Below are 19844 nucleotides of genomic sequence, written 5' to 3' on the forward strand. Positions count from 1 at the left end.
CGCGAGACGGAGCCGTCGGGGCAGTGGACGCGAGTGCTCGATCGCCGACGAGCCGGGGCGGGCTGCTGCGCTGTGGCCACGGCACTGGTCACCACCGTCGCGGGCCCGTGCGGCGGCGCCGGTCCTCACTGAGGGCTCCACGACACCACCCCCAGGCGACGCAGGAGTCGTACGCCATCGATCTCCCGGCCTGTACGCCGTCCTCCGGGGCCGCGGGCCGTCGCCGTCCGCGCCCACGAACAGGCTGCAATGCCGCAGGAATACCTGGGCCGTACGACCGACCAGACGGCGTGGAGGCGCTGTTCACCGACCACCAGGCTGGCGCACCGTGGACGTTGTGCCCCTGCTCCACCAACCCCGCGCAAGCCCAGGAGCGGATGTCCGGTACTGGTCCGCGGTCGGTATCAAAACGAGCGCCCGGCGCAGCGCCGCACACGGTTTACGCCAAGAAGCGACCTGAACGTGAACGGTTGTCAACCTTCGCTCCCGTGCTCCGGTCCTCTGCCGTAACGAAAAGGGGAGCGTCCATGGCGATTCGTGCAGGTGTGGTGGGGATGACCGCGGCGGCGCTGGTGGTGACCGCCTTCGCGGTACCCGCACAGGGGCAGGACCACCGGGCCGACGGCCGAGGGACAGAGCGCCCGACGCAGCGGGCGATTGAACAGCTGGTCGCCGCGGGCGTGCCGGGCGCCGCGGCCCGAGCGGACAAGCAGGGCGAGGTCTGGAAGGGAACCGCGGGAGTCGCCGATCGGCGGACCGGCAAGCCCAGGGCGGCGAACGAGCACTTCCGGATCGGCAGCATCACCAAGACGTTCGTGGCGACCGTGCTCCTGCAACTGGAAGCGGAAGGTCAGCTGAGCCTCGACGACACGGTCGAGCGCCATCTACCGGGGCTCATCCGCGACGGCGGCAACGACGGCCGCACCATCACCGTCCGACAACTGCTCAACCACAGCAGCGGCCTGCCCGACTACCTGGGCAACCGCGCCTTCCGAAAGAAGCACTGGGAAGCGCCCGGCTTCTTCCAGTACCGCTACGCTTCGCACGCCCCCGAGGACCTGCTGCGCGTGGGTTTGGAGCGTGGCCGGGACTTCGCGCCCGGTACCCGCCACGAGTACTCCAACACCGGGTACATCGTCGCGGGGATGATCATCGAGAAGGTCACCGGCAACAGCTATCCGGAGGAGATCCGCAGACGGATCGTCAAGCCGTTGAAGCTGCGGGGTACCAGCAGTCCCGGAACCACGGTGACGATCCCTCAGCCGAGCGCCCGAGCGTACGACAGCCTCACCCTCCCCGGGCAGGTGTACGACGTCACGGAGCTGAACCCCTCCATCGGCGGGGCGGCGGGGGACATGATTTCCACGACCAAGGACCTCAACCGCTTCTTCGGCGCGCTCCTCGGCGGGAAGCTCCTGCCGAAGAAGCAGCTCAACGCGATGAAGACCACCCTGTACGACCCCGGCTCCGCCGGAGCCGGCCTCGGCGTCTTCAAGATGGTCAGCTCGTGCGGCACCGTGCTGTGGGGCCACGACGGCGGAATCCCCGGTTGGGCCGCGAACGCCGTCGTCACAGACGACGGCAAGCACGCCCTCTCGTACAGCGTCAACGGTCTCGACGGCATGCTGTCCCCTGAGAAGTTCGGGGCGGTGCCAAACGCCGAGTACTGCGGTCTGCCCGACGCCCAGCGCTGAGCGGGACCGGCGGGACCAGCGGGCCAGGCAGGGACGGCGACGCTACGCGTAGGCGGGCACCGCGAACTCCCCAGGGCGCACGAAGCCCGGCCGGTCGGCCGGGGCGGTGGTTGCTGGTCGTGTCGAACCGGCGGTGCGCAGCTGGCTCGCTGGGCACCGCCGGACTCACGAGGGACTCACGTCACGGGATGACGTACGTGCCGCACCTGATCGCAACCCAGGCGCGCGAGCCTCTGTGGTTCACGGGAAGCCAGCTGCTGTACGACTGTCCTCCCGTTTGACAGGTGTAGCTGCTGCCCGAGGTGATGCCGCCGCAGTTGTCGATCCAACAGGGGATCGTGTCGTGACCGCTGTCGCCGGGGCAGCTTCCGTTGCGGTTGTACAGGGTGCGCAGGAGCGTGGAGGTCGAACTTGTGCCGGAGCGTACGTTGAGCTTGCAGTGAACCATGGTCGGGGCGGCGTAGCCGCTGGCGACCGGGGCCGCTTTGGCGGCCGGGGCCGAGGCGGACGTGGCTGTTGCGGGCACGGCGGTGGCGGTACCGGCCGCACTCACCAAGGCCAGCAGGACGCTGGCGAAGAGAGTCAGCAGACGGGTGATGCGCACAATCCACTCCTTCGGGACGGATGTCACGTCCGCGCCAAGAGGAAGCTGAACTCCGCGCGTGAGCACTCATGAAGTGCCGACGCGACAGCGGGCTGCCGGACGTGAACACGTCCGACGTAAAGCCCTGTGCGCTTCCCCTGTGGCACGGCGACTCCCCGAGTGCGGGAGCCAGTTGGTCGGGCCGAATCCTCCTGGGCTGGTGCCGGGTGCCACAACCACGGAGCGACGCCGAATGGCTTGTTGCGGACCGGGAAGCGCCGCGCCGCCCTGCCCCGGACCACGGCCCGGCAGGTGGAACACGCCGCACACCGCCGTGAGGAGCAGGAGACGGCGCAGGACTCGAAGGCCGGCGGCGCGGCTCGGGGCGCTGTAGCCGAGCGGACGCGGTGGTGCCCCGGAACGCGGAGGGCGTGCGGGGCACCGGTCGTTCGGCGGTGCGTTCAGCCGCGCTTGACGGTGAAGGAGCACCAGGCCGTCCAGGCGGAGGACGTGTTGCCGTCCTTCACGCGGACGCGCCAGCGATAGGCGCCGTCGGCCAGGGTGCCCTCAGGCAGTTGGAGGGCGGCGTCGTGGCTGGTGTCGCTGGTGAGCTGCCGGTGAAGCACGGGCCGCCCGGCGGTGGTGTCGACCTCGAAGGCCACCTTGCGGCGCGGGCCGGGCCGGACCGGCTCGACAGTGCCGGGCGGGGCGACCGACTCCAGGGTGGCGGCGAGGGTCGGGGATCCGGTCGTGACGACCGGATCCCCGGCCGGACCGCCGCAGAACTGGAAGCCCGCGTACGAGCCGTCCGAGATCCTCGGTGCCTCGGGCGTCGGCAGCAGCCGGTCGTCCCCGGCGGATGCCGCGGTGGCGCGGTCCGCGGAGGCGACAGCGAAGGCGATCGGTGTCGCGACGGCGCCGACGGCGCAGATCGTGACCAGGGCGATGACCGCCCTTCGCACCCCCTTGCGGGGCTGCTGGGTGCGCACACGCATGTCCTTGTCTCCTCTCCTCATCGGCCGGCTACTTCACGTACAGCAGGTGGTCGGGCCCGGGTTCCTGTACCTGGGTGCACTGGTAAGAGGCCCATCGGTGTTCGGCGACGAGCCGCTTGCCGACCTCCTGGCAGCCGGCGAGGTTGTGCAGCGTCTCGTAGGCGGTCCAGGTCGCGGCGGAGTTCGGCTTGAGCTTGTTCGCGACCCCGTAGGCGGCAGCGTTGCCTCCGGCGGTGACGCCGTCGGTGCCGTCCCAGCGGTAGTGGACGCCGAGCCAGACCCGGCCGACGGCGTTCTCGGTCGCCGCGGCGGAGACGGAGGTGAAGGTACGGGTCACGCCGAGGGCGTTGGGGTCCTCGGTGGTGGCGGTCCAGGTGATCTGGTCGGTGCCGAACCACGCCTGCGTCGCCTTCGACCACGCGCCCGCGAAGGTGGCGTGCCCGGAGATGTAGGCAGGGAAGGGCGGGGAGAAGTGCTGGCCGTTGCGGTCCTGCGACAGCGGCTGCCAGTTGGCGTCGGCGGTGGTGGCGGCGTTGCCGTCGCCGTCCAGCCGGATCGCGCTCTCGGGGCGCCACAGGTCGACGTTCGTCTGGTACTTCTGATCCCAGGAGACGATCCCCGCGTCGGCCATGGCGAAGGCGGTCAGGGCGAAGAGCTTGGCATTGCCGGCGACGGTGGTGCCGTACTGGCGGGACAGGATCTGGGTGTGGTCGAAGAGCTGGCCGGGCGGCTTGTAGGTGCCGTCGAGGTCGTTGGCCCAGAACAGCGCCGCCTTGGTCTGGTCGGCCGTACGGGCGGTGGACCCCGCTCCGCCCAGGCTCTTCACCTCGTTGACCTGGTCCGCGTATGCCTGGCTCGGCAGCAGCGTGCTCATCTGTGTGTGCCCGGCGGGTCCGGCGGTGCGGAACTGGGCGCTGCTCGCCATGCCGAAGGGCTTGACCAGGCCCCACTGCGGGGTAGCGCCGTCACCGGTGCCGGTGGGCCGCCAGTAGCCGGGCTGGGTGGAGCCGGTGTACGGGCCGACGGGCGCCGAGCCGTCGTTCTGCCGGGCGGCGATCATCGCGGCGGCGGCCTTCTGGCCGACCTCGGTGCCGGCGGCGCGCTGCGCGGCCGTGACGGCGGCGGGGATGGTGGAGCGGGCGGCAGCGATCTCGTCATCGAAGTTGAGCGTCGGATAGAGCGAGCGCAGGACGTCGAAGGCGGCGTGGTCGATGGCGCTGTTCACGTCCGGCGTCGCCCCGTTGGAGGCCGTGGCCTTCACCAGGTAGGCGTCACCGAGGCACTTGAGCGGCCCTTCCGCGCAGCGGGCGGAGTTGGCCGCGTCGTAGATCGCGCCGTGCACCATGGCACCGGCCCGGGCGAGCGGGCCGGGAGCGCCTCCGACCTGGCGGTAGGTCTCCTGCAGGACGTCGTTCCAGTAGACGACGTGGTCCTTGACCGGGTCCGCGGGGGGCTCGTAGGTGACGAGGATCGAGGGGGCGGTGGTGGTCTGGGCGGAGGCGAAGATCTTGAACGCCGCAAGGTCGTTCTCGTCCGTCGCGCGCAGGCCAATGGTGTCGACCGTGTTGGTCGTCGTGGACCACTGCTTCACCAGCGGGGTGATGTCCTCCGATATCCAGCGCGGGCCGCAGTCCGTGTGGCCGTGCGTCTGGGTGGAGGAAGTCACCTTGGAGCGCCAGGCGGGCTGGTTGCTCCAGCGGGTGGCGGCCGACGCGTTGCCGGTGTCCCAGATCTCCCAGGAACGGGGGGTGCAGCTGTCGGACCAGGTGGCGTAGAGGTTCAGCTCCGCGTTGAGGATGTCCTGGCCGGTGACGGCGGGGTTGCGCGGGAAGTTGACGAAGGAGCGGGCCTCGCCTTTCTGCCACTCGCGGCCGACCCGCAGGTCGACGCCGGCGGAGAAGTCGGCGGCGTCGCCGTTGCGGACGTAGGTGTCGAAGTCGGTGCCGAAGTAGACGGCCGGGTCGATGGTGACCGGATAGCGGGTGGCCTTGTCGGCCAGGAAGGCGCGGTCCGCCCTGACCGTGAGGTCGACGCCCTGCCTCCGGTCGGTGACGTCCAGGTCGACACGGGCGGTGCGGGCGCCAGGAGCGTTCTCACCGCCCGCCGAGGCATCCCACATGTACGGGGTGGAGCCCCGTCCGACGGTGGCGCCGGTGCGGGGATCGGTCAGGATGAGCGTCTCGTCCGGGCCCTTGCGGACCTTTAGCCCCTGGGAACGAACGGGCAGCGTCAGGGCCGCCGCGCGCTCGGCGGCCTGCCGGTCGGCGACCACCAGGAACTGCTCGAAGCCGGTGCGGGTGGCCTCGACGACGAGGTCGGTGCCTGGCATGACGTTCTTGTACGTGGCCTTCGAGCCGCTCAGCCGCGGCTCGGGCAGCGCGCCCTTCCAGCCGAGGGCCAGCTCCCGCTCGCCGCGCCCCAGGGTGACGAGGTCACCGCCGGCGGCTCCGGTGCGCCCCGCGAGACGTAGGCCCTGCGGGTGGGCCTTGGGGCGCACGGCGCCGTCGGCGTCCTTCACGAGCGTGAGGTCGACTCCGACCCAGCGGCCGTTCTTCTGGTAGCGCACGGGACCGGCGTAGGACTCGACGGACATGGTGCCGTCGGGATTGGCCCACAGGGTCGTGCTCTCGGTACGGGCTTCGACGACTTCGATCCGCCGGCCCTGGGCCTGGGCGGTGAGCCGCGCGTTCACCTCCGCGCCCGAGGTCGCGGCGGAGGCCTTCGTGGCCCCCGCCGCTGGGGATGCCGCCGCCGGCGACAGGGGGCCGGTCGCCAGCACACCCACGGGGGAGAGCAGAGCCAGAGCGAGAATCAAGGCCAGGGGCCGGGGTCTGCTGTGCCGAGCCGGTCTGCGGGACCGGCCGGTGGTTCTGCGCACGCTGTACTCCTTGTAGTCAAGAGGAAACAGACGCGCGGCAGCTTGCCAGCCGTGAACTTGCCGTGTCCACGCCGTATCTCACGGTAATAGCGTGATGTGTCGACCGCGGAACCCGGAACTCCCATATCATTCGCTGATGTTGGGCGGGGAGGTCCCGAAAACCTTCGTCGTGCTGTCAGGTACGGACGGTCTCCGCAACACCGAATGAGACGTCGATGCGGTCGCACTCCCACTGCTCCACATGGTCGGTCTGCTGTAACAGGTCGGACTCGCGGTCACCAAACGCCTGGAGCCAGAGCCCAATGAACGGGTCAACAGGCCACACGCCTGTCTCCTGGCCCGTAAACCCCTGGTCGGCGCCACGGCGAGACCGCCCGCACCGGGTCACCCACGGCCACAACGCGACAGCGCGACGACCAGGCCACCGGCTGACGCCCTCCGGAGCCGTGTGGCACGCCCCGGCGAGCGTTGACTGGCTTGATGCCGCGCTTCCACGAGAGTCGGCGGTACTTGTCGTAGTCGTAGCCCCGGTCGGCGAACAGTTGCCGGGGCCGGTGGTCCCGCGGATGTGGGGAGTTGCGTCGAGCAGGGGTAGCAGCTGGGTGACGTCGTGGCGGTTTCCGCCGGTCAGGGGGATGGCGTGTGCCGCCCGCGTCGGTGATGATGTGGTGCTTTGAGCCGGGCCGGGCGCGGTCGACCGGGCTCGGCCCGGTTCTGGGCCGCCCCGACGGGCCCTGGTACGCGGCGAGCGCGCGGCAGTTCCCGGGCGAGGCGTTCTCCTGGGTGCAGGCTGATCCGGCCGGGTCGGTCGCTGGCCTGGCATCGGGGCCGCTGCCATGTGCTGGTGGTGCTGGCTCAGCTCGCCCGGCGGGCGCGCAGGACCCGGTCGTGGGTGTGGTGGGATGCGCTGGCTGAGCCCGGGGGGCGGGGGCATTTGTCGTCGACCTGGATGGTCCAGCCGGCCGTGGCCTTGATTGCGGTCACGAAGTCGTCGATGTGCAGGTAGGCGTCGGGGTCGAACGGGCGATGCTCGTGCTGTGGGTTGCGCATCGCTTCGAGGTCGTGGCTGAGGATGACCAGGGAACCGCCGGGGGCGACGGCGTCGAGCACGTTGTGGGCGCCGCGCAGATCGGGCGTACGCGGGATCGACGCGTACGCCGCCGAGACGAGGTCGAACCCGCCCTGTGCGGCCTCCTGGGCGAACGGTTCCCAGGCGTTGGCATCGGCCAGCTCGCACGTGACAGTCAGGTCGCGCCGCTCGGCCTCGACCCGGATTCGGTCGAGCGCGCGCGAGGAGATGTCACTCGCGGTCACCTCCCAGCCCTGCTCGGCCAGCCAGATCGCGTCACCGCCCTCGCCGGCGCCGACGTCGAGCGCACGACCGACGGGCAGGTCGGCCACTTCCGCGACCAGCGAGCCGTTCGGGTTGCCGCTCCAGATCGGGTCGCCGGAGTAGCGGTGATCCCAGTCGGCGACGGAACCGGACGGGCGGGCCGCGGTGCGCACGTCCTCGGCGGCGAGACCCATCGCGACGGCGCCACCGACGCGGCTGCCGTGGGCGGCGGCCGAAAGCACCTGCTGGCTGGGATCGGTGATGCTGCCGACCGCGTAGACCCCGTCGCTGGCCGTGGCGCCCATCGCATCGACCTCGATCACCTGGCCCGTGCCGGTCGGGTGGGGCGAGGGTTGCAGGCCAAGTCCGGTGAACGGCTCGGCGCGTGGCGCGAAGCGCGGGTTGATCAGGATCGCGTCGGCGCCGATCATCGAGCCATCGATCAGCTCGATCCCGGTGAGGCGACCGTCGGCATCGGTGAGGACACGGTGCGCGGTGGTGGCGAGGCGTACGTCGACACCCGCTGAGATGAGGGTGGCGACCTCGGACTCGTCGACCTCCACGCCGTCCGCAACGAGCACGGTCAGACGCGTGGACAACTGCCGCAGCAGCGGCGTGACGTGCAGCCCCATCGGATGGGTGATGAGCTGGACCATTTGCTGGTCGCGGGCCTCGTAGCCGTGGCAGAACGGGCAGTGGATCACCGTGCTGCCCCAGTGGTCCGCCAGCCCCTCGACCTCGGGGAGGTCGTCGACCAGGCCGGTCGCGACGACGATCCGGCGAGCGACGATGGAGGTGCCCTCGGCGAGCTCGACGACGAAGAGCTCGCCGTCCCGGGCCACCCGCACGGCACGGCCGGACAGCACCTCGCCCCCATAGCTGCGCACCTCCGCGCGACCGGCGGCGAGGAGCTCCGCCGGGTCTGTGCCGTCGCGTCCCAGGAAGCCGTGCATGTGCGCCGCAGGCGCGTTGCGCGGCTCGCCGGAGTCGACCACGATCACCGACCGGCGTTGCCGGCCGAGCTGCAGGGCGGTGGCGAGGCCGGCGGCCGATCCGCCGATGACGGCGACGTCGCAGTGGCGGATGACAGTCGAAGCGGCAGGTGCGCCGGAGCTGGCGGGGCCGGTGTGGTGGTGGCTCATGCCCTCCACCGTAGAAACCCCTGGCGATATGTGCCAGACTCCTTGCAGAATCCGCAAGGAGGGATCGTGAGCCAACTCGCCACCATCGAGCACGTCGTCCGGACCCGGCTGCGCAGCCTGCGCACCACGCTTGGGCTCTCCCTCGACGAGCTCGCCGCGCGCACCAACCTGAGTCCGTCAACGATCAGTCGCGTCGAGACCGGGAAGCGAACGATCAGCCTCGACGTACTGCTTCCGCTTGCCGCCGGCCTCCAGGTCGGCCTGGACGCGCTGCTCGACGTGAGCAGCGACGACGACGTGGTCATCCGCCCCACGCCGAGCCGGGTCAAGGGGTGCACGACGTGGGCGCTGAGCAGGCCGGACAGCAGCACGGTCGCCGTGAAGATGCTGGTCGAGCCGACCACGGCCCGGCCGCAGCAGCGGGTCCACCCCGGCCACGACTGGCTCTTCGTGCTCAGCGGGCGGCTGCTGCTCCTGCTCGGCGATCGTGAGATCACCGTCGAGGCCGGCGAGGCGGCCGAGTTCGCCACCATGACGCCGCACGCGTTCGCCGCGGTCGACGGCCCGGCCGAGCTGTTGACGATCTTCGACCGTGACGGTCAGCACGCGCACGTGCATCGCGGGAACGAGTGATCAGCAGCGGTGAAGAATCCGCTAAGGATCACTGTCTGCGCAATGCGCTGAGCTGCTAATCCAGTGATCGTTTCAGGATTGTCAGTCGTTGTGTCGTATCTGGCTGAGCTGGGGTTTCGTGGAGACTCCGGGGCGGAAAGTGCGTCTGAAGTGCGAATTCAGTGATCATTTCAGAATGTAGTGATCTCCGTGGGATTTTCTATTGCCGGGTGGCTTGGTGGAGCGATTTTGTGCTGGTCAGGGGTGGTCTGGAGGCGTGGGGGAGCGGAGTGGGTCAAAGAGCGTGGCTGCGGGCGTGGTCGGTGGTGACAAGCTGGTTGGCTGGCCTTGTGCAAGGAGGTTGATCCCTGCGTATCTACAGGCACGGGCATCCCGCGGTGCCGTACGACTTCGAGGATACTGATGACGGGTTACGAGGGGTGGAAGGACGAAGACGACGAGGAGAGCCGTGCTCCGGCTGCGGGTGCCGAGGTCGGGTCAGCGACCGTCGGCGGATGCGCACACGTCGTTCAGGATCGGCTGACCACGAGATCATTCAAGGTGAGCTTGACGCGCCGCCGGTTGGCGTCGAAGCCGTACATGGCAGTGGGCCGGTTCAAGGGGTCGGATTTCGAGTAGTAGCGGAACTGCAGTACCTGGCCACACATCGGCCCCACGTCCGCCATCAGGCCGTCCTGGCAGGTGGCCAACACCGTGATGCCGTGTTCCAGCGCGGCGTCACGCAGTGCGGCGATCACTTCGCGACGGTGCTCCGCGCCGAGTGAGTCACCGAGTTCGTCGAGGATGAGGACGCGGCCCCGCGTGTCGGGTGCGGCCAGCAGGGCGGCTAGGACCAGATGGATGGAGAACAGCTTCTCCTGGGCGGTGTTGGTGGGCGCATCGTAGGCCAGCAAGGAGCCGCCCGGGTTGCGCTGCCACCGGGGCACGACATGACAGATCCACTGGCCCTCGGCGCTCTCTGGCGCGCTTACGCTGTAGAGCAGGTCGGCTGCGTACCCCTCTTTTTTGTGCAGTAGGTTGAGCTGGTTGCTGATGCGGTCCAGCGCACTGTGCACGCGTTCCTTGATGGACTCCTGGGTTTCCTCGAGGGCCTGGCGTGACTCCTCGACGAGGTCGTGGAGGTAGCTCTGTTCGTCCTCCCGCTCCCGTCTTTTCACCTCCACCTGCTCCCGAGCTCCTGCGTCCCGCTCCTCGTACTCATCCAGCCACGTCTTCAGCGCGGTCAGCGAGCCACGGAAGATGGTGTCGTGCGGATCGTGGGTGTGCGCCTCGTGATGGTGCAGGGCGTCGGCGATCTCCACGGTGGCCACACCGGTGGTTGCCGTGTCTGCGGCGAGCCGCGTCAGTGCCGCCGTCAGCCGGGACCGGCTCTCGCTGCGAAGGTCCGCACAGGTGCGGACCTCGGGCGGGTGTTCGGTGTCGCGCGGTACGACGGCGTAGGAGCTGATACCGTCGGCCGGCTCTGCGTCGGGTTCATCCTCGGGCAGGCAGCTCCAGTTGAGCTCCTCCAAAGCCTCCTCCTCAGAGCCCGTCCAGATCATCCGTGCCCGGTCGGTGCTTGGCTCCCTGCGGAGCTCCTCCAGCTTCCCCTTCCTCCGCGTCGCCTGCGCCCTCTCGTCCTTCAGCTTCCGCAGTTCGCCCTCGAGCTTGTCAGCGCGCTCCTTCGCTGTGAGGAACGCCGTCTGGGCCTCATGCGCTGTCTCGCTTGCCTCTTTGGCCAACGTACGCAGCCCGGGCAGCGCGGCAACGCACTGGGCGTGGGTGTCCTCGAGTTCGCGGATCTTGGGAACGAGCCGCTGTGCGAGCTCTTGGGCCTCGGCCCGTTTGATGTCCCGGCGCAGTTCGGCGATCCGGCGACGGTGCAGGTCGGCTGCGGTCTCCAGCGCAGCGCACCGGGCCCGGGCCTGGTCCTGCTGCCCTTCAAGGTGGGCGCAGATGTCTTCTTGGCCGGCGATCGGCTTCTCGAAGCCTCCGATGACGCGGACCCCCAGCCCAGACAGCCAGGCATGCGGAGGAACCGTCACCTCCGTGGCATCGGCCAGGGCACGCAGGAACGGCACCGCCAGGGGATCGGCGTCCACGATGCCCTCGGGCAAGCCATCCGGGGCGCCGGAACCTGCCGCTTCCGGTTCGCTCGACGGCCCGCAGATGAGGATGGTCCCGGGCAGAGTGCTCACCGCACGGCTGGCATTCTCCAGGGCATCGGAGGCGACACACACCGCCTCCCTCCACGGCGCCAGGCGGGCCTCCCACTGGGGCCGCGCCTCAGGACGGACGCGAGTGGTGGCCATCAGCCCCACCCTCCGGTGGGACGTTGCCCCCTCCAGGGCCCGCAACGCCGCCCCCGCCTGGCCGGTGCGCCCCTCCCGGGCCTCGGCGAGCTCTCCCTCCAGCGCCTTGACACGTTTCTCGGCCAGCAGGAGTTCGGCTTTCACCTCGAGCTGATGTGCCTCCTGGTCGCTGACGTGTTGGGCGAGCTCGGTGGGGGAGGGGCCGGCGTAGTCCTCGGCCTGCTGCCGCGCCTGGCGGTGATCCTGCTGCGCCCGTTTCAAGTCGCCTCGAAGCAGTCCCACCTTCTCGTTGGCCTCCTCCACCTCCCGCTGATGCTCGTCGCTGCGAAACTGGGCGGAACGGGCCGATTGCCGGAGCTGGCCGAGGTCGCGGGCTTTGGTGAGCTGGCCCTGCACTGCATCATGCTGCGCAGCCAGAGCTGCCAGATCATCCTCGACACGGGCTAGGCTGCTGCCGATCCGGCGCTCGTAGACGACGGCATCAAGGGCGGCGCGTGCCGATGCCAGTCGCCAGAAGAGATGAGCCCGGCCGGCCTCCACCCGGGCCCGCTGCCGGGTTTCGACAGAGTGAAGGATGATTTCCTCTTCGTGCCAGGACTTCTCGGCATCGGCCAGTTTGTCGGCCAGGTTCTTCTGCGTCCTAGCCAGACCCTTGCGGGCCTGTACATCCGTGGCGAGCATGCCGGCCTTGCCGGTGAGATCGAGCAGCGCCTCCCCGATCTGCACGGGCGTGAAGGTGCCCGCATCCAGCTTCAGCAAAGAGGGCCGCGACCGCATGCCGCCGCGGCTGATGATGTAGGCCAGCAGACGCGGGGCGCGCCCGTAGAGGATCTCCGCGTAGTCCGTGGCCCCCAGGGGTTTACCACCGAGGGCGCGGAAGAACCCCGGAGCCAGCTCGTGCTGGGTGCGATCGTCTCCGCTGAGCAGAAGGTGCACCCCTTCCTTGTGCCGTACCTCGATGTGCGGTGACTTGGCCGATACCTGCAGCCACACGGTGTGTGCGCTGCCCAGCGGATCCTCGGGTTCGGCGAAGACCCCTACCACATAGCCGATCGTGGCGGCCTCGTTCACCTCTGGCGATGCGCCGGCGGTGACGGGCTCGAACAGCAGCTTGGGTGCGTGCACGGAGCCACCGCCCGTCATGCGCCATTCCGGGTCTCCCAGCAAGAGGGCCAGGGCAGACAGGAAGCTGGTCTTTCCCGACTCATTGGAGTCCTTCGGCCCCCGCCCGGTCACCGCGACGAATGTGCCGGGGACGATTGCCACCGGGTGGGAGGTCAGACGGGCAATGGAGAACGTCTGGACAGCGACCAGCTGACGGGTGCCGATCACTCCCCGCTTGCCACGTGCGCTATGGATCTGCTGACTCACATGCGGTCCGTCTCTGTCGGGATCTCAGATAACTCGCCCCGAGACGCCGGGACCTCGAGGCCACGCCGTCGGCGGATGGCGGCGGCCAGCTGCCCGCCGGGCCGGCCAACGAGGATCAGGTCTTCCCAGAGCAGGTTGCTGCGGGCCTCGCTCATGCGCTCCAGCGCGGGGCCGGGCAGGTAGCGGCCCGTGGTGGTCTCCGCGACCATGCCTGCCGCCCGCAGCCTGCGCAGCGCCGTTCTCATCGCGGCCTTGGAGATCCGCCGGTTGGAGGCGAGCTCCGCCAGGGTGACGGTGTGGGCTTCCCCCGTCCAACGGTTGTGCCGGTGCCGCCCCTGAGCTCTCGGAATCGCCACCGTGTGCAGGAGGACCAGGGCCAGCACGGCCCGGTCCACCGCGGCGAGGGTCCCGACCTTTTCGGCCACCAGGGCGTCGGCGAGCGGGTCGCAAAATCCGGTGACCCAGTTGCCCTCCGCTGTCTGCAGCAGTTGCCGCCCGCACGGCAGCAAGGCCTGATCCACCGCGGCCCGTATCGCCGGATCGGCCAGCATCGGCAGCTCACCCCGGGGCACCGGCCGACGAGCCGTCTCTAGTGTGGCGATCACTGACCGCACCACATATCCATCAGACATCTCAAGTGCCGTTTCGGCATCGGCCCGGACCTCATGCGGCGGCACCGCCGAATCCGGCTCCCCGCTCGCCTGCTCGTCCGCCCCGGGAGCCGGCAGCTGATGGTGTCCGCGGCGCAGGCCCTCCACCACCACAGCAGGGAACGCCGCAACGGCTGCCCCAAGCCGCAGTTCGTCCCTGTCCACGGATATCAGGCCGGCCTCCGGCAAGGTCCGCTCGAGTGCCCGCTCCACTGCTTCGCGGTCCGCGCCCAGTTGAGAACACAGCGCCACAATGGCGGCACGCCGAAACGGCCCGCCCGGAAACGGCGCGCGCTCAGGCCGCGGCCATGCCGCGCGCAGGCAGGCCGCCCACACCAGGGTCGGCACCGGCGACAAACCAATCCGGAGCGCTGGCGCCAGGCCGGCAGCCGGTGCCGTCTCGCCGTCCCACCCCAAGACCAGCACATCGGCCAGCCGGCCCACCCCGTGCACGCGGATCACCCGGCGTCCGATCCGGGCGGCCGCAGCCGCAGCGGCAGCCGCCACGGGACCGGTCGTCTCGGCCGATGTCACTCCAGCGGCCCGCAACCGCCCCAGAAGCAAGGCTGCTTGAAAGGCTCTGTCCTCATCCGCCTCACGGATGGCGTCCTGTTCAGAAGCCATCCGAACCCCCATCGGCCCTCTGAGGCACATTCTGGCGCCGAAGACGCAGGGGATGCAGATAGGTGACGGAGGCCTCTGGATCGGCTAGCAAACCGTCCTCCACCACGACCGTATAGGGCTCGTCAGGATCGTCACTCAGCGCCATAACATCGATGATGATCGACGCAGCCGCAGGCCATCCCGCTTCGTACAGCGCCTGCGTGAGATCGACTTCCTCGTCTGCCTCTAACAGCTCATCGGCCCGCAGCCGACGCCGCTCCCGTAGATGCGCGTGTGCATCCTCGGCCCACTGCAAAGGATCGTTTTCATCATTGTCGTCGCCCTCGACCACGAGAGGCCGCACGCGTGCCCGCGAGCGCGGGGCGAAGCCCTCCACTGTCTCCAGGAGCTGAGCCGGCTCGATCCACACTGCTGGCACGTCGGCGACCAGTGCCGTACCCACCTGCGACAGCAGCTCGACGTCACCCTGGACCGCGGCGTGGTCGTACTCCTTCACGGTCAGCACGTCAAAGTTCAGACTGCCGCCGCCCTGCTCAAGCACTTTGTCTGCGGCGGCCATGACCTGCAGACGGTAGAACTGCTCCGCCTCGATCAGAGCCGAACCAGCTTCCTCCAGCGCCCAGTCACCACTGAACCGGTCCGTGACCAGTTTGTTCAGTTCCTTCACCTGGCGCGTGAACCCCTGATGATCATGCTGTCGATGAGATTCCATCAACTCGGCCGTCGTGCCGGTAGCGATCTGCCGCTGCAAATCCAGAGCGAAAACCCGCAGCGCGTTCCGGCACGACACCAGATAGTTCAGAGCCGCCTCCGGGTCGGGATTGCTGCGATCGAACACCGCCCTCGCCCGATCCAACAGCAAGATCAACTCATCAACGCCCCCGTGCTCCGCCAGCCGTTCAGCTGCCAAAGCGCCCGCCAGCCCTGCAGGCCGCACGACGTACCGGTCCTGATGGGATTTCAGAAGATAGGGCTCAAGGAACCCCAGCCGGATCAGGACAGCCAAACGCCGATCGATCAGCTCCTCCGGCCACCCCTGAGGATTGCCCTTCAACGCCTGCACGACTTCAGCCTTCGATAGCCCGTGCGCCCCGGCGTGCTCGGCAAACACTTTCAAGATCGCAAGCGCCACCCGCGCCACCTCCGGGTGCTGCGCCACAGCACCAGCATCCTCAGCAACGGGAGCCATGAACGCCCGCCAGTTGGCCAACTGAACAGCGGCTGCCAGATCCTCCCGATCGCCGTCCCCGAAAGCGAGCTGTTCACCCACCGGCCGGCACCGCCTGCAACAGCCCAACCAAGCGAGGAAGCACCTTCCGGTGCAACGGCTCCTGCTCACACGATTCGCCCGAGATCGCGATCTCCGCCGCCAGGGCCCGCAGTTCCACCGGCCCCTCCGCCGCCATCCTCTCCGCCAGAGCGCGCGCCTTCGGATACTGCTCCGGCTCCTGATCCCGGTAGGGGCCAGCACGCCACATCTCCACTTCCATCCCCACCGGATGCACCTTGCGGTCCAAGCGCCGGGACAGATCATCGATGATGGCAATCCCATCCGCATCCAGGTCTCCCCAGATGGCCAGCCGATCCGGACGCATCCACCCCAGTAGGGCAACCAGCTTGTTGGTGACGTACCCTTTGCCCCAGATGCACAGCCATTGCGACGTAATCTCCGGGATCGCGCACACGCGTTCGAATGTGTCGGAATTCTCAACCAAGAAGACGCCCCGCCCGCCGTGCTCGACTTCCCCCACCAGTCGCAGAGCACCAGCAGGCAGAGCGATCCACGGCTTGGCCACCGCAGCGTCGGCAGCCACCGACCCCACCCGCCACCGCAAAGGCCCCCGCACTCGAATATCGACATCAGCCTCATCGAGCGCCAGGTCAAAGCTCATCCCGACCAGGTTCTCGAAAGCCACCTGCCGTGGAGGGGTCCACTTCTTCGACCCGCTCAACGCAAGGCCAGCCAACTCCTTGGCGGACAACCGCTCCCCGTCCCGGTGCGCCGGCCACCACACAGACGCCGCGCGCACCGCCGCCTCATAGGCAGTCCACGCTTCGGTCGCGACCGCACTGTCCTGCGGCACCCTCAGCGGCGAACCAGCCGGACAGGCATCCAGCAGCACCTGCTCCCGCTCCAACTCCGGTACCGGCGCCAGCAACGCAAGCAGTTCCTTGCGTACCTCATCCGGGTCCCGCCATCCGCGCAGTTCCTGCAACAACTCATCCGCCTGCAATGCCCACGAATGAGACAGACGCCATGCCAACGGCCCGGCGAGTTCGAGATCGTCATCAACCGCGCAACGCAGGACCACGCCTCCGCACCGCACCAGCGCCAGAGCTACATCCCACGCCCTGTCTCCGAAACGGGACTCCACCGTGGCCCAAGAGCGCCGTTGCGCCGAGAGCGCCCACACCAGATGCCGGCTATCCAAAGTCTCCGGAGGTTCATAGGCCGGCTGCTCCCGCGCAGTCACCAGGTCGACTTCCCGAATGCGCAGCAAGCCCCGGCGATTACGCGGTGCGCGGTTCATCCCCTCACGGCGTACCGGCACGGACAGAGCATGTGTGCCCTCCGGCACTTCAGCCAGCGATACCCGGATGCGGCCTTCCGCTTCACTGAACAACAGGGCCATAGCGCCCGCCCCGGCACTCACATGCCCTCCCCAGAGACACATCGGATCTTGGACCCAGGCAGGTCCACTCTGTTAGGAAGGCATGTACAAGGCCTCTTGCGTCCCACAAGCAGACAAAATGAGTTCAATCCAACACTGACCCAAAGTGGGCACAGCAACGTACCGTCACCTGCTACGGGCTCTGGGCCCCAGACTGCCCGCGAGGAGAATCAACGCTGTACCTGTCACGGGCCAGACACTGTCCGCACGCCGTCCCTTTGATTCCGGCCCTGGGTAGATTTGTATCTGGGAGGGGTCAGAGCCAGGTTCGGCTAGCTGGCAGCATCGCGCCGATGTTCGACTGATCCGACGACGAGGCAGTCCGGAGCACCCTCGATCGGCTCTTCGCGCATATCTGGCAGAGCTCCCTCCTCGAACAGACGCCTCCTCCGCCTGGTTCGTCATCACTCGCCCAGAGAGGCCGCTGCCCCGCACTGCGCCACCCCTCACGCGGGAGGAGACCCCGGGAGCCTGGGCCGGACTGGTCACAGCGTCAAGGTCGTGATCCTGCTGGGGGAGGAGTCTCCCTCCTTGCTCCGCGAAGCTGCCAGGGCCCGTTTCGCGCCTGCAGGAGTCATGCGCGCCGACGGCGCCAGCGTCCGAACCACCCCGTCGTGGGTGGCGCGGCCGAGGTCACCCCCACCGACGGAGGCTGCAGCCCGGTCTCCACGTACAAGGGGGTCGCGACGATCAGCCGGTGCCGCAGGCGCTCCGGCGGAAAGTTGCACAGTACCCGCGCGTGCCCGCTCAGATAGCCGGCGGTCCGGTGGTCGGAGAGCATCGCGAACGCGGAACGAGCCGCGAACTCCTGGTCACTGATCCCGGTGGAGTCCAACAGGCTCGGCAGCGACGTATCGTCCCGGGCCTCACGGGCGACCAGATCCGCTGCCAGGTCGTGCAGCCAGTCCGAGCCGGACCCCATCCTGCTGGGCGGATGGTCACGGTGGTCCCGCACGTGCTGGATCGAACCGCAGAGGAACAGCTGGATACGGCTGCAGAATTCGTCGTCACGGTGCTGGCAGTGGCCTTCTTCCAGCGACCTCCAGGTGAAAACGCCGTGGTCGCGGAGCCCGAGATCTCTTGCTGCCGCGCCATAGAGGAAGCGCCCGCAGAACTCCAGCCAGGCGCCCGCGCCCAGCTCCTCGCACGTTGCTGGCTCTTGAGTGTGAGCCGTGCTTTTCTCCCGAAGATGCCTCAGGACCTTCTCCAGCCGCTCGGCATCCCTCTCAGTGACCGTGGGCTCCACAGCGTTCCCCAGGCCGAGCGCAAGGCGGGCACTGATACCAAGTGCGCCGGCTTCCGCTTCCATGGACCGGCTGACCAGCCCCCTGCGAGGCGGCTCGTAGAAGTCGTCCAGCTTGGCCGTGGTCAGATACTGTAGTTCCCGCACAGGTGCCCCACTCTCATGCCATCCCATCGCTGTCGTGATGCTGGGTCCTTGTATCGGCGGACCGGGGCCAACCCTGGTATCATGCACGCCAAGTTCGAGATCGGCATGAAACTGGGAAGAACCCAGGCATCCTCGCTGGTGGATCTGTGCACCCCACTGCGCCAGGAAGCCTTCTTCGCCCAGGCCACCGAGGGATCGGGACGCGCACCGGACCCGCCCGTGCTCGTAGAGACCGCCGACCGGAAACGCCGCTTCGGCCAGTTCCGATCCTGGCACACCACCAGGGACGGCCGCCGTGAAGCGGACGTGCTGTGCCGCCTCTCGGTCGACGCTCCGCAGCCAGCCAGAACCCGCGTCGATGAGAGTCGCGTCCGGTTCTTTCCTGACGTCGATTGCACCAAAAGTTCCGGCAAATGGCACCTGTGCAGGCGGCGGCGAGACCAGATCCACCGGGTATTTCCTTGAACAAGGTGAACGGCCCGCTGCCCGCTCTGGCTCGTTTCAGTAGCGGATCTGGGCTGTTGCGGCGTCGATCTCCTTCATAGTGATGTTCTCGCTGCCGCTTTGGATCGCGAGGACGGCGGCGGTGGAGACGACGTAGGTGAGGGCTTTGAAGTAGCCGCCAGTACGCCGGTGGAGTTCGGCGGCGTGCTGACTGAGGGCGTTCTCCTCCAGCCGGTACAGGCTCAGGTCCGCCTCGAAGCTCGTCAGCACGCGCCGGAACAGCTCCTGTTCCTCGGCTTTGGCGCCCAGGGGCAGGGGGTGCAGCCAGGTCACCGGCAGCAGGGCGGTGGGGGAGGACGAGACGGGCTCGGCCGGCTGTCCTGCCTGTTCGAGCCGGATCCTGTTCTCCTCACTGACCCGTGTGAGGTCCTGGGCCAGGATGCGGGCCTGGTGCAGGCGGTGGCTGGCACCGGTGCCGCAGAAGATGAGCGAGATGCCCAGCTTGTTGCGCAGGTAGTCGAAGTAGGGGAGGACGTTGGCGAGGTGCTGGGGGGAGGCGCGGTCGATGTCGTCGATGAGGAGCAGGCGGGTCTGTGCGGTCTCCAGGACGTAGTTGACCGACAGGGTCACGTCCTGGTGGCGGCGCATCTCCAGAACCTCGGTCAGGCTTTTCGGCTCGGGGTTGAGACCCAGGTAGGAGCCGATTTCCCAGATCCAGTTCACCCTTTGTTCAGGGTCGGCGGGGGTGGTGATGTGCACGACCGGGATGGTGTTCGCCTGCCTGCCGCCCATGGCGGATTCGATCTCTCGTTGGGCGGTTCGTCCGATCGCCCGCAGCAGACACGTCTTGCCTGTGCCCGAGGGGCCGTCGATGACGTGGTCCATCAGCCCGTCACGGCGCCCGCTGTTGCCGTGGACCGCCTTGACGACCATCTCCTGCATGTGGGTCATCGCGTCGGTGGGCACCATGCGCAGATGCCGGTGGTAGGCGATGGCCTGTTCATCCTCCTTCCTGTTCGCGGCGGGTGGACTGTCCGGCGCCAGAGCGGGCGGGACCACGTCCTCGTCGACGAAGTGCGTCCAGCCGGTGAGCTGGAACAGAGGCAGGGGCCGCATGGGGGTGTCCTGCAGCTGCTGGCGCAGA

13 protein-coding genes and 1 pseudogene are annotated in these 19844 nt (G+C 68.6%); 3 read left to right on the forward strand and 11 right to left on the reverse strand.

Annotation, left to right across the window (positions count from 1 at the left end; translation table 11 throughout):
• Window positions 1-527 precede the first annotated feature (527 nt).
• Window positions 528-1694 carry a serine hydrolase domain-containing protein gene (locus AB0E05_RS29125; protein ID WP_361968832.1) on the forward strand — a complete coding sequence of 389 codons (1167 nt, stop codon included), beginning with the start codon at window positions 528-530 and terminating at the stop codon, window positions 1692-1694.
• A gap of 181 nt (window positions 1695-1875) precedes the next feature.
• On the opposite strand, the gene AB0E05_RS29130 is transcribed toward AB0E05_RS29125, so the two are convergent.
• The 5 genes and pseudogenes from AB0E05_RS29130 to AB0E05_RS29150 all read right to left on the reverse strand — a co-directional run bounded on the left by AB0E05_RS29130 (window position 1876) and on the right by AB0E05_RS29150 (window position 8625).
• Window positions 1876-2298: a hypothetical protein gene (locus AB0E05_RS29130; protein ID WP_361968834.1), complete on the reverse strand. Its 423-nt coding sequence runs from the start codon at window positions 2296-2298 to the stop codon at window positions 1876-1878.
• Between the two features lie 440 nt (window positions 2299-2738).
• Window positions 2739-3272: a hypothetical protein gene (locus AB0E05_RS29135; RefSeq protein ID WP_361968836.1), complete on the reverse strand. Its 534-nt coding sequence runs from the start codon at window positions 3270-3272 to the stop codon at window positions 2739-2741.
• 28 nt (window positions 3273-3300) lie between these two features.
• On the reverse strand, window positions 3301-6057 hold the full coding sequence (locus AB0E05_RS29140; RefSeq protein WP_361968838.1) for a DNRLRE domain-containing protein: 2757 nt from the start codon (window positions 6055-6057) through the stop codon (window positions 3301-3303).
• A gap of 514 nt (window positions 6058-6571) precedes the next feature.
• Window positions 6572-6866 (reverse strand): annotated as a pseudogene (locus tag AB0E05_RS29145) (transposase); the annotation flags it as partial.
• Between the two features lie 139 nt (window positions 6867-7005).
• Window positions 7006-8625, reverse strand: coding sequence for a bifunctional NAD(P)/FAD-dependent oxidoreductase/class I SAM-dependent methyltransferase (locus AB0E05_RS29150; RefSeq protein ID WP_361968840.1), 1620 nt, complete (start codon window positions 8623-8625; stop codon window positions 7006-7008).
• Window positions 8626-8691: 66 nt separating this feature from the next.
• Here AB0E05_RS29150 and AB0E05_RS29155 point away from each other — a divergent pair, with 66 nt between their 5' ends.
• On the forward strand, window positions 8692-9258 hold the full coding sequence (locus AB0E05_RS29155) for a helix-turn-helix domain-containing protein (RefSeq protein ID WP_361968842.1): 567 nt from the start codon (window positions 8692-8694) through the stop codon (window positions 9256-9258).
• Window positions 9259-9767: 509 nt separating this feature from the next.
• Here AB0E05_RS29155 and AB0E05_RS29160 read toward each other — a convergent pair.
• The 5 genes from AB0E05_RS29160 to AB0E05_RS29180 form a co-directional block, all read right to left on the reverse strand.
• Window positions 9768-12920 carry a hypothetical protein gene (locus tag AB0E05_RS29160; protein WP_361968844.1) on the reverse strand — a complete coding sequence of 1051 codons (3153 nt, stop codon included), beginning with the start codon at window positions 12918-12920 and terminating at the stop codon, window positions 9768-9770.
• Window positions 12917-14194, reverse strand: coding sequence for a hypothetical protein (locus AB0E05_RS29165; protein ID WP_361968846.1), 1278 nt, complete (start codon window positions 14192-14194; stop codon window positions 12917-12919). The genes AB0E05_RS29160 and AB0E05_RS29165 overlap by 4 nt, the downstream gene beginning before the upstream one ends.
• Window positions 14184-15464 (reverse strand): hypothetical protein, encoded by a 1281-nt coding sequence (locus AB0E05_RS29170; RefSeq protein ID WP_361968848.1) that lies wholly within the window; start codon window positions 15462-15464, stop codon window positions 14184-14186. Before AB0E05_RS29170 ends, AB0E05_RS29165 begins: the two co-directional genes overlap by 11 nt.
• On the reverse strand, window positions 15457-16827 hold the full coding sequence (locus AB0E05_RS29175) for a Wadjet anti-phage system protein JetD domain-containing protein (protein ID WP_361968850.1): 1371 nt from the start codon (window positions 16825-16827) through the stop codon (window positions 15457-15459). The genes AB0E05_RS29170 and AB0E05_RS29175 overlap by 8 nt, the downstream gene beginning before the upstream one ends.
• A gap of 613 nt (window positions 16828-17440) precedes the next feature.
• Window positions 17441-18256, reverse strand: a complete 816-nt coding sequence (locus AB0E05_RS29180; RefSeq protein WP_361968852.1) for an SAVMC3_10250 family protein — start codon at window positions 18254-18256, stop codon at window positions 17441-17443.
• 81 nt (window positions 18257-18337) lie between these two features.
• Between AB0E05_RS29180 and AB0E05_RS29185 the strand changes: the two genes are divergently transcribed.
• Window positions 18338-18721: a hypothetical protein gene (locus tag AB0E05_RS29185; protein ID WP_361968854.1), complete on the forward strand. Its 384-nt coding sequence runs from the start codon at window positions 18338-18340 to the stop codon at window positions 18719-18721.
• Between the two features lie 36 nt (window positions 18722-18757).
• On the opposite strand, the gene AB0E05_RS29190 is transcribed toward AB0E05_RS29185, so the two are convergent.
• Window positions 18758-19816 carry an ATP-binding protein gene (locus AB0E05_RS29190; RefSeq protein WP_361968856.1) on the reverse strand — a complete coding sequence of 353 codons (1059 nt, stop codon included), beginning with the start codon at window positions 19814-19816 and terminating at the stop codon, window positions 18758-18760.
• Window positions 19817-19844 lie beyond the last annotated feature (28 nt).

Source organism: Streptomyces sp. NPDC048057 (assembly GCF_040653095.1).
GTDB lineage: Bacteria > Actinomycetota > Actinomycetes > Streptomycetales > Streptomycetaceae > Streptomyces.